General features: G+C 71.2%; 10 protein-coding genes. 5 read left to right on the plus strand and 5 right to left on the minus strand.

The window, feature by feature from the left end; genetic code table 11:
• Nucleotides 1–371 precede the first annotated feature (371 nt).
• Together AB0N02_RS17130 and AB0N02_RS17135 are read left to right on the plus strand one after the other, a co-directional pair.
• Nucleotides 372–1,217 carry a fumarylacetoacetate hydrolase family protein gene (locus tag AB0N02_RS17130; protein ID WP_363945943.1) on the plus strand — a complete coding sequence of 282 codons (846 nt, stop codon included), beginning with the start codon at nucleotides 372–374 and terminating at the stop codon, nucleotides 1,215–1,217.
• A gap of 448 nt (nucleotides 1,218–1,665) precedes the next feature.
• Nucleotides 1,666–4,557 (plus strand): AAA family ATPase, encoded by a 2,892-nt coding sequence (locus AB0N02_RS17135; protein ID WP_363946929.1) that lies wholly within the window; start codon nucleotides 1,666–1,668, stop codon nucleotides 4,555–4,557.
• A gap of 48 nt (nucleotides 4,558–4,605) precedes the next feature.
• Here the strand turns inward: AB0N02_RS17135 and AB0N02_RS17140 are convergent, their stop codons facing one another.
• The gene (locus AB0N02_RS17140) at nucleotides 4,606–7,557 is read right to left on the minus strand and encodes a M28 family peptidase (RefSeq protein ID WP_363946931.1); all 2,952 of its coding nucleotides are present in this window, start codon (nucleotides 7,555–7,557) and stop codon (nucleotides 4,606–4,608) included.
• Between the two features lie 531 nt (nucleotides 7,558–8,088).
• Here AB0N02_RS17140 and AB0N02_RS17145 point away from each other — a divergent pair.
• On the plus strand, nucleotides 8,089–8,940 hold the full coding sequence (locus tag AB0N02_RS17145) for a carbohydrate-binding protein (protein WP_363946934.1): 852 nt from the start codon (nucleotides 8,089–8,091) through the stop codon (nucleotides 8,938–8,940).
• A gap of 111 nt (nucleotides 8,941–9,051) precedes the next feature.
• On the opposite strand, the gene AB0N02_RS17150 is transcribed toward AB0N02_RS17145, so the two are convergent.
• Nucleotides 9,052–9,819: a TetR/AcrR family transcriptional regulator gene (locus tag AB0N02_RS17150; protein WP_363946937.1), complete on the minus strand. Its 768-nt coding sequence runs from the start codon at nucleotides 9,817–9,819 to the stop codon at nucleotides 9,052–9,054.
• A 644-nt stretch (nucleotides 9,820–10,463) separates the two neighbouring features.
• The gene (locus tag AB0N02_RS17155; RefSeq protein WP_363946940.1) at nucleotides 10,464–12,167 is read right to left on the minus strand and encodes an amidohydrolase; all 1,704 of its coding nucleotides are present in this window, start codon (nucleotides 12,165–12,167) and stop codon (nucleotides 10,464–10,466) included.
• Between the two features lie 159 nt (nucleotides 12,168–12,326).
• On the opposite strand from AB0N02_RS17155, the gene AB0N02_RS17160 reads away from it, so the two are divergent.
• Together AB0N02_RS17160 and AB0N02_RS17165 are read left to right on the plus strand one after the other, a co-directional pair.
• The gene (locus AB0N02_RS17160) at nucleotides 12,327–13,262 is read left to right on the plus strand and encodes a TIGR03619 family F420-dependent LLM class oxidoreductase (protein ID WP_363946943.1); all 936 of its coding nucleotides are present in this window, start codon (nucleotides 12,327–12,329) and stop codon (nucleotides 13,260–13,262) included.
• Between the two features lie 8 nt (nucleotides 13,263–13,270).
• Entirely contained in the window at nucleotides 13,271–14,695 is a 1,425-nt protein-coding gene (locus AB0N02_RS17165) for an aminobutyraldehyde dehydrogenase (protein WP_363946945.1), read from the plus strand.
• Between the two features lie 213 nt (nucleotides 14,696–14,908).
• Here the strand turns inward: AB0N02_RS17165 and AB0N02_RS17170 are convergent, their stop codons facing one another.
• Both AB0N02_RS17170 and AB0N02_RS17175 read right to left on the minus strand, forming a co-directional pair.
• Entirely contained in the window at nucleotides 14,909–15,877 is a 969-nt protein-coding gene (locus AB0N02_RS17170) for an aldo/keto reductase (RefSeq protein ID WP_363946948.1), read from the minus strand.
• A 29-nt stretch (nucleotides 15,878–15,906) separates the two neighbouring features.
• Entirely contained in the window at nucleotides 15,907–17,016 is a 1,110-nt protein-coding gene (locus AB0N02_RS17175; RefSeq protein WP_363946950.1) for a zinc-binding dehydrogenase, read from the minus strand.
• Between the last annotated feature and the right edge of the window lie 9 nt (nucleotides 17,017–17,025).

Here is a 17,025-nt window from a genome sequence, read left to right on the forward strand (position 1 = left end):
AGCGACTGCGCCGTGCCCGGCCGCCAGTACGGCCACTACGAGAACTCGGTCGGCACCGGCCAGGTACACCTGTGGTTCGACCGGCCGGCCGGCGGATTCCCCGCCCCGCACCGCACCGACCCCTCCACCGACCCCTACCCCTACCCATACCCATCCTGACCTGCGCGTTCGGTCACGCCGACATCGTCGGGTGACGGTTTCACCCGCCTGGATCCCGTCTGGATCCCGGCCCGGCCCCCGGCTCTCCCGGCCCGGGGTCCGGGCCAGGACGGCGGCGGGACAGCGGCGGGACGCCTCGTGGCGCCCGCCCGTCTCCCATCCGTCTGTCTTTCTGCTGTTTCGTCTGTCATCTCACGTGGAAGGGGCCGTTGATGCCCGAGTACCGCAGGATCCTGCTCGACGGCGCCGCCACCCAGGTGCGCCGTGAGGGCGACGAGCTCGTCAGCGCCGACGGCCGGACAGTCGGCGTCGAGGAGGCCGTGCACCTGCCGCCGGTCGTCCCCTCCAAGATCATCGCGGTGCACCTCAACCACCGCAGCCGGGTCGAGGAGTTCATGACCTCCCTGCCCGACGCCCCCACCTACTTCCACAAGCCCACCTCCTCCCTCAACGCCCACAAAGGCGCCGTCGTCCGCCCCGAACGCTGCAAGTACCTCAACTACGAAGGCGAGGTGGCCATCGTCATCGGCCGCACCGCCCGCAACATCTCCCCCGCCGAAGCCGGCGACTACATCGCCGGCTACACCATCGGCAACGACTACGGCCTGCACGACTTCCGCGACACCGACGCCGGCTCCATGCTGCGCGTCAAGGGCTCCGACACCCTGTGCCCCCTCGGCCCCGGCCTGGTCACCGGCTGGGACTTCCGCGGCAAACGGCTGCGCACCCTCGTCAACGGCACCGTCGCCCAGGACGGCTCCACCGACGAGATGGAATGGGACATGCACTACCTGGTCGCCGACATCGCCCGCACCATCACCCTCCACCCCGGCGACGTACTGCTGTCGGGCACCCCGGCCAACTCCCGCCCGGTCCAGCCCGGCGACGTGGTCGAGGTCGAGGTCGAGGGCCTGGGCACCCTGACCAACCACATCGTCACCGGCCCCGCCCCCATCCGCGACGACTGCGGCGCCCAGCCCACCGAGTCCGAAGAGGTCATCTCCACCACCTTCGGCGGCGACTGGGAGTTCCGCGGCATCCGCGCCCCCCGGCGCTGACCCCACCCGCGCCCCACCCGCGCCCCGGCCCACCCCGGGGCGCGGACCGTTCCGGGTGGAGGGCGTGGTTTCGGGGTGGGGAGGCAACGTGCCCTTGACAGGGGTTTCTGGTTCTTTGGGGTGTTGCGCATCAGGCCACAGATGCTGATGTCATAGAAAAAAGCGTAAAAAAATGGGATTTGAGGACCGTCGGGCGATGCCAATAACATCCCGGGCAAGCGTTCGCGCGACGGTGTGACGGTCGGCGAACGATCAGGATGACGAGCGGTTCGGCGCCCCCCACGACCCGCCGGCCGCATCCGGAGGGCCGCGCCATGAGAACAGACGACGGACCGCAGCGATCCATCGGTCTCCGGGGCAGTGATCGTCCACCGCCCGCTCGTGGCCCACACCCGCCTGGCCGGACACCCCAGGACGGCTCCCGCCCCGGGCAGTGGCGATGACCGGCATGACCTCTCCCGTGCTGGTCGGGCGTGACACGGAGCTGCGGACCCTCCTGCTGGCGGCCACCCGCCCGCCCTCCGTGGTGATGGTGGAAGGAGAGGCGGGAATCGGGAAGACACAGCTGGTCAGAACGGCCGTCAACCGCCTGCGCAGGAGCCGTCGCACGGTCCTGGCCGGGCACTGCCGGCACATCCGCGAGCCGTTCCCCTACGGGTCGGTCCTGGACGCCCTGCGGCACACGGCCGATGCCCTGCCGTCGCGGGAACGGCTGAACCCGGTCATCGGGGCGTTACGCGGCCACCTGCCGGAGCTGGCCGCCAACCTGCCACCCGCCCCGGCCGCGCTCGGAGATCCGCAGGCCGAGCGGCACCGGCTGTTCAGGGCGGTGCATACGCTGCTGGCGGCCGTCGCACCGGCCGTACTGGTGATCGAGGACCTGCACTGGGCCGACGAGGGAACCCGGGACCTGCTGCGCTTCCTCAGCGACCCGATGCCCGCCGGGCTGGCGCTGGTGGTGACCTACCGGCGGCGTGAGCTGCCGGTGGCGGGCCTGCCGTTCGGGCACGCCTACCGGCGCCCGCCGGGAACGACCGGTGAAGTGATGACGCTGGAGCCGCTCGGGGCCGACGGGGTACGGGACCTGGCGCGCGCGTTGCTCGGCCATACGGACGTGACACCGGCCTTCGCGGAGAAGCTGCTCGAACGTACGGGAGGCATCCCGCTCGTGGTCGAGGAGATGCTCGGCGCGCTGCGCGACGGCCGGGGAGAGCACTTCGACGGCGAGGAGGAACCGGAGGTCCTCGACCGCCTCCCGGTGCCGCCGCCCCTGCGCGAGGCGATGGCCGACTATCTGTCGGATCTGTCCCCCGGCGGGCTGCGGGTGGTCCACGCCGCCGCCGTACTCCGGACACCCGCCGGCGAGACGCTGATCGCCGACGTCTGCGGCGCCCCCGCGCCCGAGGTGGCGGCCGGCCTGCGCGAGGCGCTGGAGGCCGGTGTGCTGCGCGAGCACGACGACGACTGGTACAGCTTCCACCACGCCCTGGCCGCGCAGTCCGTCTACGACACGATCACCGGCCCCGACCGCAGGATCGCCCACCTGCGGGCCCTGGCCGCGCTCACCGGGACCGAACCGCCGCCGCTGACCGAGCTGTCCTTCCACGCCCGCCGCGCGGGCGATCTGGAGGCCTGGCAGCGGTACGGCTCGGCCGCCGCCGACCAGGCCGCGAACCTCGGCGACATCCCACAGGCGATCGAGGTGCTCGGCGGCATGCTCGCCGACCCCAAACTACTGCGGGCCGGTCGCAGCGGCCTGATGGTGCGGCTGAGCGGGCTGGCCGTCAGCGGCGTCTCCCACAGCCGGGTCGCCCGGCTGCTGCGGCGCCTGCTGGCCGACCCCCAGCTCCCCAGGGACGTACGCGGCGAGGTGCGGCTCAACCTCGGCGTGCTGATGTGCAACCAGGCCGGGGCAGCCGCCGCGGGACGGGAGGAGGTCATCGCCGCCCTCGCCGACCTGGACGACCTGCCGGTCCCCGCCGCCCGCGGGCTGGCCCTGCTGGCCGTGCCGTACTGGGGTGAGGAACCGATCGCCAGGCACCTGGAGTGGATGGACCGCGCCGAACGGCTGGTGGCCTCCTGCGACAACCCCGAGCTGGCGGCGACGGTGCAGGCCAACAGGGTCACTCTCGCCATGTCGGTCGGCGCGCCGGAGGCGTTCGCGCTGGCCGAGAGGCTTCCCGCCGACGAGCCGTCGGTGGTGATACGGCGGCAGGTCGCCCGCGCCTACGCCAACCTGTGCGACGCGGCGACCACCCTCGGCCACTACACCGCCGCCGAACGGTTCGCCAACGAGAGCATGCGGATCGCCAGGGAGACCGGCGCCCCGTACCCCGTCCACCTCACGGAGGTGACCTCGGTCCGGCTGGACTGGCTGACCGGACGCTGGGAGGGGTTGCGGGAGCGGGCGACCGCGATCGTGGAGAGAACCCTTGAGGCGCCGCTCATCGCGGTGGACGCCCGGTTGACCCTCGGCCTGCTCACCCTGGGCACGGGCGAGTGGGAGGAGGCCGAGAAGCACCTGTACGCGGCGGGCCTGTGCGACCCCGCCTCCGGCTTCCTGCCCCTGCTCGCCACCGCCTCCGGAGGGATGATCGAGCTGCACCTGGCCCGGGGCTCGGTCGAGGCCGCGCTCGCCGAGGCCGGCCGCGCGCTGGCCAGGCTGCGCCGTAAGGGGGTGTGGGTGTGGGGTGACCACCTGGTGCCGTCCGCCGTCACCGCTCTGCTGCGGGCCGGGCGTCACGACGAGGCGACCGCCCTGGTCGCCGACTTCGCGGCGGGCGTCGAGGGCGGCGGCGCGCCCTCGGCCGAGGTCGCGCTCACCCTGGTCCGGGGCGCGCTGGCCCATGCGGAGGGCCGGTACGGCACGGCGGTCGACCTGTTGTCCCGTGCCCGCGCCGCCCAGGAGGCGATGCCCCGCCCGTACGGCGTGGCCCGCACGATGGAGGAGGAGGCCAGGGCGCTGATCGCGTTCGGCGACCGTCCCGCGGCGGCGGAGACGCTCACCGACGCGGCCGAGCGGTTCGCCGCGCTCGGGGCGGCCCACGACGCCGCGCGCTGCCGCCGGGCGTTGCGGACGATCGGCGCGGGGGTTCTGCTCCCCCGGGGCAGAAGGAGCAGGCAGGGCGTGCTCTCCCAGCGGGAGACCGAGGTGGCCAGGCTGGTGGCGCTCGGCCGTACCAACGGGGAGATCGCGGAGGTGCTGTTCCTGTCCCCGAGGACGGTCGAGACGCATGTGGCCAAGGTGCTGCGCAAGCTGGGCGTCCGTTCCCGCACCGAGGTGGTGCTGCCCGATGGGGAACGGCTGTTCTCCGCGGACGAAGGACCCCGGCCGGAGTGACCGGCCGGGGTCCCACCCCGGGTCAGGAACCGGGGGTCGAACGGAGGATCACACGGTGATGCTCCAGGTGTCGAGCGTGCCGGTCATGCCGTCCTGCCTGCCGTCCATGATCAGCAGGTGCCAGGGGCCGCTCGCGTCGGCGGTCACCGGCACGTCGTAGGTGCGCGGGCCCGACCACGGAGTGCAGGTGTCGCCGAACTCGGCCTGCTTGACGGGGATGAAATCACCCCCGCCGGGGGCCAGCAGCCATACGGACAGGCTCTCCGAGCAGGGATGGCTGACGGTGGAGGAGATCCTCACCGGAGAGTTGGCCGAGCCGGTGGCGGTCGAGGTGACCAGGCTGAAGGCGTAGGCGCTGTCGGTGATGGGGTAGTCGGTGCCGTTGGTGAAGGTCCGGTCGCCGGGCGGGTCGGTGGGCGTCGGGGTCGGGGTGACGGTGGGAGTCGGGGTCACGGTGGGGGTGACGGTCGGGGTCGGGGTCGGGGAGGTGCCGACGGCGGCCTTCCAGATCGCGTAGGCGGTGGCGTCGGCGGCCCGGTCCAGGACGGTGTCGTTGATGTTGGAGACGTTGTCGCAGGAGGAGTGGTAGCAGGAGTCGTAGGCCTGGTTGGCCTGCCCGCCCCACTTGGTGGCCTGGGCGGCGGTCTTGCGGTCGCTGGCTCCGGCGGCCACGCCGGAGGTGGCGATGCCCGCGTTGCGGAAGGAGGCGTCGTCGGAGCGGTTGGCGCCCTCGACGTTCTCCTCCGGCTGCACGCCCAGGTTGGTGTAGAAGGCCCTCAGATCGGCTGCGGCGGCGGTGTTGATGTTGTTGATGAAGTAGCCGCCGTTGCGCGAGCCGACCATGTCGAAGTTCAGATACTGCTTGATCTTGGCGCGTTCTGCGGCGCCGATGGCGTTGACGTAGAACTTGGAGCCATTGAGGCCCTGCTCCTCATCGGTCCACCAGCCGAAGCGTACGTGCTTGATCATGGTGGGGTTCTTGGCGGCCAGGGCGAGGGCGACCTCCGCCAGCATGCCGGAGCCGGAGGCGTTGTCGTTGATGCCGGGTCCGGCCGAGACACTGTCGAGGTGGGCGCCGGCCATGATGACCTGATTGGGGTCGCCTCCCGGCCAGTCGGCGATCAGGTTGGGGCCCGCCCCGGCGGTGCAGCCGGAGGTGCAGCTCTGCCGTGTGACGGTGTAGCCGGCGGCGCGGAGTTTGTTCTCCAGGTAGGTGACCGAGGCGGTGTAGCCGGCGCCGGTGGAGCGACGGTTACCACCGTTGTTGGTGGCGATGGTCTGGAACTGCTGCAGGTGGGCCTTGACGTTGGTCAGGCTGATGTCGGGGATGTCGCCGGGGCCCGAGGTCGGGGTCACGGTCGGGGTCGAGGTCGGGGTCACGGTGGGCGTCGGGGTGGCGGTGGGCGTGGTGCAGGTGGCCTCACCGGACTGCGCGGGCACGCTCACCGCGCTCCAAGCCGCCTTGACCGCGGCGCACTCGGCGCTGGCGTTGCCGTACAGCTCGACCGCCGCCGCGACGGTGGCGACGCGGACGTTGCCATGCCGCCAGGTGGAGGTCTTGCGCAGCAGGCCGTTCAGATAGATCTTGCCGGCCTTCTGGACGCCGATGCCGGTCAGCGTCGACGGTCCGGAGCAGACCGGGCTGGTCGGCTTGCCGCCGCCGGGGTTGGTGCCCTCGGCGAGCAGGTAGAACCAGTGGTTCTGCGGACCGGCCGCCGCGTGGACCTCGGTGTTGGGGATCGAGGAGGAGTAGCAGTTGGGGTCGTTGTTGACCAGCGAGGGCTGGTGCATGTTGCGGATCGGACCCCGTCCGCTCAGGTTGACCTCCTCGCCGACCAGGTAGTCCGGCGGGTCGTTGGGGTTGTTCGCGTAGTGCTCCAGCAGTGTGCCGAAGATGTCACCGGTGGACTCGTTCAGGCCCCCGGTCTCGTTGCCGCTGCCCCCGCTCCCGCTGCCGGCGAACTGGAAGATGGCGTGACCGTACTCGTGGCCGACGACGTCCATGGCGGTGGCCTGCTGGCTGCTGGCCTGGTTACGGCCGAAGTTGGTGTAGGAACCGTTCCAGAAGGCGTTGACCTCGTTCAGGCCGACGCGCGCCGGGAAGCCACCACCACGGCCGTTGAAGCCGTTGTAGCCGAACCACTCCCGGAGCATGTCCCATTCCTTCTGCGCGGAGTACATCACGTCCGCGCAGGCGGTCTCCAGGTTGGTGCCCTGTCCGTTGCCCCAGGAGTCGCTGCTCTTGGTGTACGGGGAGCCGTTCTGGCCACCACAGGCCACACCGCTGCGGGTGTTGTCCCGCAGGGTGTACGAGCTGCCGGATCCGGAGGTGGTGATGGTGAACTGGCCGTTGTAGAAGCCGTTGCCGGTTCCGAAACGGACCAGGTCGTAGGAGTCCACGATCGAGCCCTTGAGGGCGTCGACGAACACGTGCTGGATGCTCGGCTTGCCTGCGGCGGTTCCGGCGACCACGGCCTCCCAGGCCAGCCTGGCTCCGTTCTCCCCTGCCCTCACCACCAGACGGGGCTCCTGGGTGTCGTCCACCCGTGACAACCGGGCCTTGGCGACCGCCGTCGCCTTCGCCGCGCTGATCTTCGGTGTCAGCGGGATGCCCTCCGGGCTTGATCCCGCGGCCCCGGCGGTGTCCCTGATCTGTCCGGCCGCGTCGGTGACGACGACCGCGTCACCGCCGACCACCGGCAGACCTTTGTAGCTGCGCTCGTAGGTGACGTACTGCATGCCGCCGACACCGGAGGTCACACCGGTGCGCCGATAGGACTCGTCCGGCCCCTTGCGCAGTTCGTCGAACCCACCGGCAGCCGCCCTGTCGGCCGCCGCCACGGCCAGTGCCCCGGGGTCGGGCGGGGCCGCCGCGTTCGGCGCCGAGGCGGAGTCGTTGGGGGCGACCTGCCTGGCCGCGTTCACAGGTAATGCACAAAGTGCCGTCGCCGTGACCGTGGCGACACTTACGGTCACCGCGATCATCGCTCTGCGTTTCATACGTGTTGCTCCTTGCTGGCTTCCCCGCATGTCCGGCTCGGAGGGTCACGCCGGACACCACGCCGCCGGGGAACACCCGGGCGGCGGGCAGCATGGGGATGGGGGGTAGAAAGGATGAGGTTTTCACCCTGTTACGCCAGACGGTAGGTACTGGGTCGCCACCGAAAAATCCGTTGCCACATCCGTAGCTCCGCCACAGAAACTACGTACCGCGACCGTGAGCCGAGCGGGCGCAGGCCACCCCGCCGAATGCGAGCGCCCTGCCCGGGAGCCCGCCGGGGCCAGGGAAAAGGGCGATGACGTGCTCCGACCGCCTTCGGGCCCGGTCCGCGACCGCCATCCCGCCGGACGACCATTGCGCGGAGTTATGGGGGTCTATTGGGTACAAACGATACGGCGTGCGTGCGAGCTTTGGATCAGCCCCGCCTGCCCGGTCCGGCCGATCACCGGCGAATCTGACATCGCCGACGCCACTCGCCGGTGCCGTGGTCCCGGTCAGGCGTGCCGCCCCCCAAGGCTAAGGAGACCACCGTGGACGCCGAAGACCACACCGCCGAGAACCTCGACGAGGAACACCGCAACCAGGGCATCAGCCGTAAGACCCTGTTGAAGGCCGCTCTCGTCGGTGCCCCGATCCCACTGCTGATGGGCCAGGTCCCCGCCCTGGCCCGCGACGCGCGGCAGGAGGGCAGGCTGCTCGACGCCACGCCGTTCTGCGGCAGCGGCGACCCCGCGACCATCGCGCAGACCGAGGGCCCCTACTTCAAGCCCAACTCACCGCTGCGCAGCACGCTGCCCGGTTCGGGCACCGCGCTGACCGTCAGCGGGTTCGTCTTCAACCGCTCCTGCCAGCCGGTCGCCAACGCGCTGCTGGACTTCTGGCAGGCCGATAACGCGGGCAACTACGACAACAGCGGCTTCACCTTCCGCGGGCACCAGTTCACCGACGCCCAGGGCGCCTACAGGCTCACCACGATCGTGCCGGGCCTGTACCCGGGCCGCACCCGCCACATCCACGTCAAGGTACAGGCCCCCGGCAGGCCCATCCTCACCACCCAGCTGTACTTCCCGGGCGAACCCCGCAACAGCACCGACACGATCTACGACTCACGTCTGCTCATGAACGTGCGCACCGTCGGTTCCGGCAAGGAGGCGACGTTCGACTTCGTCGCCAACTTCACCGGCACTCCCAACCCCACCCCCACCCCGACCCCGACTTCGACCCCGACCTCCCCGCCCGCGGGCGAGTGGCGGGCGGGCGTTTACTACCGGGTGGGCGACCAGGTCACCTACAACGGGGTGGCCTACCGGTGCCTGGCGGCGCACACCTCCTATCCCGGGTGGGAGCCGCCGAACTACAGCTTCCTCTGGGCGCGCGTCTGACCCCGCTCCCGGATCGGTGCCCTCACTCCACAGGTGCGGAAGGCCAGTCTCCGCACCTGTTGGGCCGGCGTCGCGCGGATCACGGCGCGAGATCATGCCCGAGGCGGACGGTCACGCCCCCCTGCGGGCGATCAGGACCGCGACGCCGTCGAGGATGCGTTCGAGGCCGAAGGCGAAGGCCCGTTCCGGATCGGCGAGCGCCTGGTACTCCTGCCCGGCCGCCTGACCGACGCGGGAGGCGACGGGGAACCTGCTCCCGTCCATGACCTTGTCCAGCAGCGGGGCGTTGATCACCCACCATTCGGCGTCGGTCATCCCGCTGTCCCGCTGGACCTGCGCCATGTTCGCCTGGACCCTGGCGGCGCCCTCGACGTGGGTCAGGATCAGGGCGAGGACGGCGTCCATCTCCAGGTCGGACAGCCCGATGCCGTCGAGCGGACGCAGTTCGGCCTCGTACTTGAGCGAGGCGTTCGGGCCCAGGACGGAGCGGCCTCCGACGACGTGCAGCAGCCAGGGGTGCCGCCGGTAGAGCTCCCAGTTGCGCGCGGCGACGAACTCCAGCGCCTCCCGCCAGCCTCCCGGCCGCGAGGACGGCGCGTCCACGTCGTCGTAGAGCCGCCCGTACGCGGTGTCGACCATCAGGTCGACCAGCTCGGCCTTGCCCGGCACGTGGGTGTAGAGGGACATGGTGCCGGCCCCCAGCCGCTCGGCGACCTGGCGCATGGAGACGGCCTCCAGCCCCTCGGCGTCGGCCAGCTCGATGGCGGCGACGACGATCGACCGTATGGTCAGCCCGGACCTGCCGGGCTTTCCGTGCGCTCCCCACAGCAGAGCCAGGCTACGCGCCGGATCGACGTCGGCCCCCTTTCTTCCGCTCACGGGAACAGTCTCCAAACCTTCGTCGTTGACCCCCACTATAGTCGCTCCATACGGCGTACGGTACGCTGTACGGAAAGCTGTGGAGCGGCACGGCTCCGGAGCCACGCGGGCCGGGCCGCACGGGAAGAACGTGCGCGAAAAGGGTGAAAATGGGGGAAAGCGAGATCACGATCAGCGCGGAGGACGTGCGCAAGCACTATCCGAAGACCCCCGAGGGGACGGGCCTGAACGGGTTCGACCTCCGGGTGCGGGCGGGATCGGTGCGCGGGCTGCTCGGACCGACACGGCCGCGGCGGCCCGCGGGCTCTTCGGCACCCCCGGCTTCGGCGGCGGGTCGTGGATCACCCAGAACGCCGTGCCGATGGCGATCGCGTGGCCGGTACTGCTCATCGCGATCTTCCTGCCCCTGTCGGCGCGAAGGTACCGGAACCTGAGCAGATGAACGCCTTCCCGGCAGTTCCTTCTCCCTCCGGGGGAAAGCCAGGGGAGGCCGGGGAGGCCAGGGGAAGCCGGGGAAAGCCAGGGGAAGCCGGCGGAAGGCGGCCAGGAGCACCACGGCCCGCGGCACCCGGAGGCGTCGCGGGCCGTGGTCCGTCGTGACTCGGAGACGCCCGAGCCCGCGACGCCGTCGTCAGGCGTCGCGATCAGCAGGGGCGCTCGTAGACGATCTCGCCGTCGAGGATCGTGAGATCGACAGGGATGGCGGCGAAGTCGTGCGGGTCGGCGGCGCGCAGGTCGCCGCCGAGGACGCACAGGTCGGCGATCTTGCCCACCTCGACGGTGCCCTTCCAGGACTCGGCGAAGTCCTGGCGGGCCGGGTTGCTCGTGTAGGCGCGCAGGGCCGTGGCCAGGTCCACGCACTGGTCGGGGCCGCTGACCCGGCCGGTCGCCTTGGACTCGCGCAGCATCATCGAGGCGACCGCCTGACGCCAGTTGGGCTCGGTGATCGGCGCGTCCGAGCTGGAGCAGACCGCGACCCCGGCCTCGACCGCGGAGCGGACCGGCCACTGGTACTCCGAGCGCGCCTTGCCGAGGATGTCGTCCATCATGTCGGCGGTCATCCACTTGATGCCGGGGTTCATGTTCACCGAGTAGCCGTGCGAGGCGAGCTTGGCCAGGCTGTCGGCCGAGACGAAGTCCCCGTGGATCAGGTAGTGACGGGCGTCGGGGCGCGAGTGGACCTCGTTGGCGGCGACGAAGGCGTCCACCACGGCGTCGATGCCCCGGTCACCGGTGACGTGCACGCCGAGCTGGTATCCCGCCGCGTGCGCGTGACGGATCATCTCCCGCAGCTCGGCCTCCTGAAGTGCGGCGGTCGCGCCGTGCACGCACAGCGAGCCGTATCCTCCGGCGCTGCCGTACGGCTCGTGCATCCAGGCGGTCTCGTTCGGCGGGACGCCGTCGGCGAAGATCTTCACGCCGATGACGGAGAGCCGGTCCGGGTCCACGTCGTCGGGCACGCCGAGGCCCTCCAGCCCGGCGACCAGGTCGGCCGCGGAGCCGCCGATCGCGGCGGGCAGCAGCAGGACCCTGACGCGGGCGGCCAGTTCCCCGGCGCGGGCCAGCTCGATGTAGGCCTCCAGCGACTCGGTGCTGAGCCCGCCGCCGAGGATCTGGGTGCCGCCGGGGCCGAGGCCCGGCTCGGTGTAGCTGGTGATGCCCTCGGCGTGCAGCACGGCCACGGCGGAGCGGATGGCCTCCTTGCGCTGCTCGACGGTGGCGGGCGGGATGTGGTCCTGCACGAAGGCCTGGGCGGCCTCCTTGAGGATGCCGGTCGGCTCGCCGGTGGCGTCGACGTCGACCACGCCGCCGGGGGGCGCCACGGTGTCACGGGTGATCCCGGCGATCTCCAGGGCCTTGGAGTTGACCCACAGCTGGTGCGCGGAGAAGTCGGTGAGCGCGACGGGGTGGTCGGGGGAGACCGCGTCCAGGTCGAGCCGGTGCGGGCGGCGGGCCGGGTCGGCGAGGGTCTCCTCCAGGTAGCCGAGGTCCCAGCCGAGGCCGGTGATCCACTCCCCGGCGGGGGTGGTCTCGGCGGCCCGCCGTACGACCTCAACGATGTCGGCGATGGACTTGACCGCGGGGTAGCCGACGCTGAGCGCGAAGGGCGGCCGGGTGAGACCCCAGGCGGCGCCGTGCAGGTGCGAGTCGTTGATGCCGGGCAGGAGCGTACGGCCCGCGAGGTCGATCACCCGCGTCCCGGGTCCGGCCAGCGCCTCGATCTCGGCGGTCTCGCCGACGGCGAGGATGCGTCCGTCCCGTACGGCCACCGCCCGCGCGACGGAGAAATCAGCGTCGACGGTCAGGACGTCGCCGTTGACCAGGATCAGGTCCGCTGGATGGGACATCGGGGGCCTCCAAGGGGTTGTTTGAATGAATGTATGGACCCAAATGACCCCCCGTCAATGGGGGTTTTGCAGCTCACGGCGTACAAGCCTTGCCAATGCCAACTCTCGCGGCATATCGTTTGGATCCAAATCTTTAGAACGACAGGCGGAGGCGCGGCTGTGGCCACCCCGAAGATGCTGCTGATCCTCAGCGAGAACTGGACGATGACACCGGGCGACGACCTGGCCTCCGTCGTCCGGTGGGCCCGCGAGGCGGAGGACGCCGGGTTCGACTCGGTGATGCTCAGCGAGCACGTGGTGCTGGGCCCGGACTCGGGCGCGCTGGGCGTGATGCCCAACCCCAGAGAGTACGCCCTGCCCGGCAACCAGGATCCCGCGACCTCCTGGCCGAACTCGATCGTACTGCTCAGCGCCATCGCCGCGGTGACCAGTCGGATCCGGCTGGTCGCCGGGGCGATCCTGGCCCCGCTGCGCCACCCGCTGCTGCTGGCCAAGGAGATGGCCACGCTGGACCGGCTCAGCGAGGGCCGCCTGGTCGTGCTCCCCACGGTGAGCTGGAGCCGCGACGAGTACGCCGCCCTCGGCGTGCCGTTCGACAGGCGCGGCAAGCTCCTCGACGAGCACCTGGCCGCCTGGGAGCTGCTCTGGAAGGAGTCTCCCGCGACCTTCGACGGCGAGTTCTACCCCTTCCAGGACGCCTACCTGGAGCCCAAGCCCTTCCGTCCCGGCGGCCCGACCCTCTGGTTCGGCGGCCAGACCCTGCACGGCCCGCTGCTGCGGCGCCTGGTCCGTTACGGGCACGGCTTCAACCCGCTCGGCCGCCCGAAGCCCGAGGAGCTCGACCTGCTGGCCGCCGCGATGCGCGAGGCCGGAAGGGACATCTCGGAGCTGGAGATGATCGGCGGCACCCGCGCGATCTTCCCCGACAACGACTCGGTCGCCGACCTCGACCAGGCGCTGTCGACCATCCCCGACCAGATGGCCCAGGGCTTCGACACCTTCTGCATCAAGCCCTCCCAGTTCACCGACGACCCGCACGACGTCGCGGCCTTCTGCCGCCGTGTGATGACCCGCGTCGAGTCCCTCACCAGCTAAGGAGACGCATGGACACCCTGCGCAACGTGATCGGCGGGGAGAGCCGGGACCCCGCCTCCGGCGAGTGGATGGAGCTCGTCGACCCGGCCACCGAGAAGGTGTACGGCCGGGCCCCGCGCTCGTCCGCCGAGGACGTCGCCGCGGCGGTCACGGCGGCCTCCGAGGCGTCCGTCACGTGGCGGCGGAGCACCCCGGCCCGGCGGCAGGAGCTGCTGCTGGAGCTCGCCCGCCTGATGGAGGAGAACCTCGACGCGCTGACCGACGCCGAGGTCCGCGCCACCGGCAAGCCCAGGGGCACGACCCGCCGCGTCGACGTCGGCGGGTCCGTCGACGCCGTCCGCTACTTCGCCGGGGCCGCCCGGGTCCTCGAAGGCCTCGGCGCCACCGAGTACGCCGAGGGGCACACCTCGTTCGTACGGCGCGAGCCCATCGGCGTGGTCGCCCAGGTGACCCCGTGGAACTACCCGCTGATGATGGCCGCGTGGAAGATCGGCCCGGCCCTGGCCGCCGGCAACACGCTGGTCATCAAGCCCGCCGACAGCACCCCCGGCTCGACCGTGCTGCTCGGCGAGCTGTGCGCGAGGGTGTTCCCCCCGGGGGTCGTCAACGTCGTCTGCGGCGACCGCGACACCGGGCGGGCGCTCGTCGAGCACCCGGGCGTGGAGATGGTGGCCATCACCGGTTCGACCCGCGCCGGGATGGAGGTCATGAAGTCGGCCGCCGAGGACCTCAAGGACGTCCACCTGGAGCTGGGCGGCAAGGCCCCCGCGGTGGTCTTCGCCGACGTCGACGTCGCCGCCACCGCGCGCTCGGTCGCCGAGGCCGCGTTCTTCAACACCGGCCAGGACTGCACGGCCGTCACCCGCGTGCTGGTCGAGGAGGGCGTCCACGAGGAGTTCACCGCGGCGCTCGCCGAGGCCGCGGACGCGCTGACCGTCGGCGCCCCGGACGAGGAGGGCGTCTTCCTCGGCCCCTCCAACAACGCCGCCCAGGCCGAGCGGGTCGCCTCCTTCATCGCGGGACTTCCCGGGCACGCCCGCGTCGTCACCGGCGGGCGCCGTCTCGACCGGCCCGGCTACTTCTTCGCCCCGACCGTGGTCGCCGGGGTGCGGCAGGACGACGAGATCGTGCAGCAGGAGGTCTTCGGACCGGTCGTGACCGTCCAGTCCTTCGCCTCCGAGGAGGAGGCGATCGAGCTGGCCAACGGCGTCGACTACGCCCTGGCCTCCAGCGTCTGGACCCGTGACACGGGCCGCGCCATGCGGCTGACCGCGGCCCTGGACTTCGGCGCGGTGTGGGTCAACTGCCACCAGGTGATCATTCCGGAGCTGCCGCACGGCGGCTTCAAGCACTCCGGCACCGGCAAGGACCTGTCGCGGTACGGCTTCGACGCCTACACGCGGATCAAGCACGTGATGATCAGTCACTCCTGAACGCGGGAAAGCCCGCCTCGTCCCGCCTCACCGCGCCGCACCGCGAGAGGAGGCGAGCCGAGACGGGCGGCTCCCAAAAGGCCGCGATCGGTCCGTACGGACGATCGCGGCCTTTGTAGTTCAGCGGGCCGTAGACGACCCCCCACAAGCCGTCACAGGCTCTCCTGCGCCCACCCCGGGCGGTGGCTCACCCCACCGCCCGGGACGAGTGACTCAGGGTCCTTCCGGGTTCACCACGTCGGCGTCGACCCAGAAGGGAGCGAGGAGCTCGCGCAGACGCTCGGCACCGACGGTGTCGAGCAGCTCCAGCGCGGCGACGTTGTCGACCAGCTGCTGCATCCGGGTCGCCCCGAACAGCACCGTGCTGACCGACGGGTGCGTCAGCGTGAAGGCGACGCACAGCTGAGCCGGGGACACGCCCAGCTCGGCCGCGACCGCCGAGATCCCGTCCGACGCCTCGATGATCCGCTCGCGGATGCCACCCGGGTCACGGCCGATCTCGCGCGCGGGGTTCTTGTTGCCCGCGAGGATGCCCCCCTCGAGGACGTCCGAGGCCTGCATCGTGATGCCCTCGGCGAACACCTGCGCGAACGGGGCCCCGTCCGGGATCGACCTGCGGCACGGGCTGTACTTCAGCTGTGCCATCTGCGGCCCGGGCGAGCCCGCCTTGATGGCGTGGTCGCGGATGGTCTTGATCGCGGTCGCCGACCAGTTGTTCACGCCCCAGCAGCCGATGATCCCGTCGACCTCCAGCTCCGCGAGGTCGACGGCGAGCCTGTTCAGGTCGAGGTCGTCGCGGCGGATGTCGCCGAGGACGACGATGTCCGCCCGGTCGGTCCCGACCCGGAACAGGGCGCGCTCCAGCTGCTCCCGTAGCGACATCTCCGGGTACGGCTCCAGCCACAGCTTCGCCGACAGGAGGTAGTCCTCCCTGGCGATCCCCGCCGCCCGCACGATCGCCGAGAACAGCACGTCCGTGAAGACCGGCGGGTGGCCCGGGAACCCGTAGACGCCGACGTCGAACAGGTTGATGCCCAGGTCAACGGCGTGCCGGACCATGGCGACCGAGTCCTCGAAGGCCATCCGGTCATAGGTGTGCCAGGACCCCAGTGACAGGACGGAGACGTCGGGACCGTGGGTCCCGACCCTGCGGAGGGGAACCACCTTCTTGGGCGTGGACATCGAACTCCTCGCTGATATGTGAATGGCTGTTAGGGAAGCCACGGGTGGACGACGGCCTTGACCTGCTCCAGCCGCGACATGGACTCGATGGCGGCCGACGCCCCGCTGAGCCCGACGGGCTCGCTGAACAGCTCGTCCCAGGCGAAACGGGACTGGAACCTGCGCAGGAACTCGATCGAGTCGTAGTAGTCGCCGATGTCGCCGTTGAGCGACCCCAGCACGTTCAGCTCCTTGCCCATGACCGTGCCCAGCGAGATCGGGTCGGGGCGGGGGCCCGTGCTGCCGACGATGACGAACGTACCGCCCCACGCGGCCAGATCCACGGCCTCGGCGCCCACGCCGGGCGCGCCCGCCAGGTCCAGCACGAGGTCGGCGCCCCGGCCGCCGGTCGCCTCCATGACGGTGGCGCGGCGGCTGTCGGCGTCGCCGTCCAGGCCGATCGTGACGTCGGCGCCGAAGCGCTTGGCCAGTTCGAGCCGGGAGTCGGGCGCTCCGACGGTGATGACCTTACCCGCGCCCGACACGCTGGCGACCGCGGTGGCGACGATGCCGAGCGCGCCGGCTCCCTGCACGAGGACGTTCGCCCCGGGGCGGACGCCTCCCGCGCGGTCGAAGGCGTGCAGGACCGTCTTGACGGCGCAGCCCGCGCTGGCCGCCCAGGTGTCCTTGACGTCCTCGGGGAGGATGTACTTCTGGGCGGTCGGCGTGACGTAGTCGTACTCGGCGAGACCGGCGGTCGAGTAGGGCCAGTTGTCGGACCGCTGCATGAACCCGTAGCCCCGGTTGGAGCAGGCCACGGGGTTGCCGATCACCGTACAGCCGTAGCAGTGGCCGCAGGTGGACTCCGACCAGCCGATCCGGTCGCCGACGCCCAGGGGGCGGCCCAGGGCGTCGACGGTGCCGGACCCGACCGCCACGACCGTTCCGATCATCTCGTGGCCGAGCACCATCGGGAGCATGCCGGGGAACGACATGGCACCACTCCAGATGTGCACGTCCGTCGCGCACAGCGTGGCGCAGTCGACCTTGACGATCGCGGCGCCGGGCTCGCACTCCCCGGGGAGCGGAAGCTCCTCCAGGACGAGCGGCTCTCCGTGGGCACGCAGGACGGCGGCCCGCGTAGATGTTGGAACTGACATGCGATGCTC

Source organism: Streptosporangium sp. NPDC051022, assembly GCF_040683035.1.
In the GTDB taxonomy this organism is placed as follows: domain Bacteria; phylum Actinomycetota; class Actinomycetes; order Streptosporangiales; family Streptosporangiaceae; genus Streptosporangium.

Bases quoted from the DNA above. Each gene is read 5' to 3' on its own strand.
- AB0N02_RS17130 (WP_363945943.1), top strand. From the start codon at position 372: ATGCCCGAGTACCGCAGGATCCTGCTCGACGGCGCCGCCACCCAGGTG.
- AB0N02_RS17135 (WP_363946929.1), top strand. From the start codon at position 1,666: ATGACCTCTCCCGTGCTGGTCGGGCGTGACACGGAGCTGCGGACCCTC.
- AB0N02_RS17140 (WP_363946931.1), bottom strand. From the start codon at position 7,557: ATGAAACGCAGAGCGATGATCGCGGTGACCGTAAGTGTCGCCACGGTC.
- AB0N02_RS17155 (WP_363946940.1), bottom strand. From the start codon at position 12,167: ATGTCCCATCCAGCGGACCTGATCCTGGTCAACGGCGACGTCCTGACC.
- AB0N02_RS17165 (WP_363946945.1), top strand. From the start codon at position 13,271: ATGGACACCCTGCGCAACGTGATCGGCGGGGAGAGCCGGGACCCCGCC.
- AB0N02_RS17170 (WP_363946948.1), bottom strand. From the start codon at position 15,877: ATGTCCACGCCCAAGAAGGTGGTTCCCCTCCGCAGGGTCGGGACCCAC.
- AB0N02_RS17175 (WP_363946950.1), bottom strand. From the start codon at position 17,016: ATGTCAGTTCCAACATCTACGCGGGCCGCCGTCCTGCGTGCCCACGGA.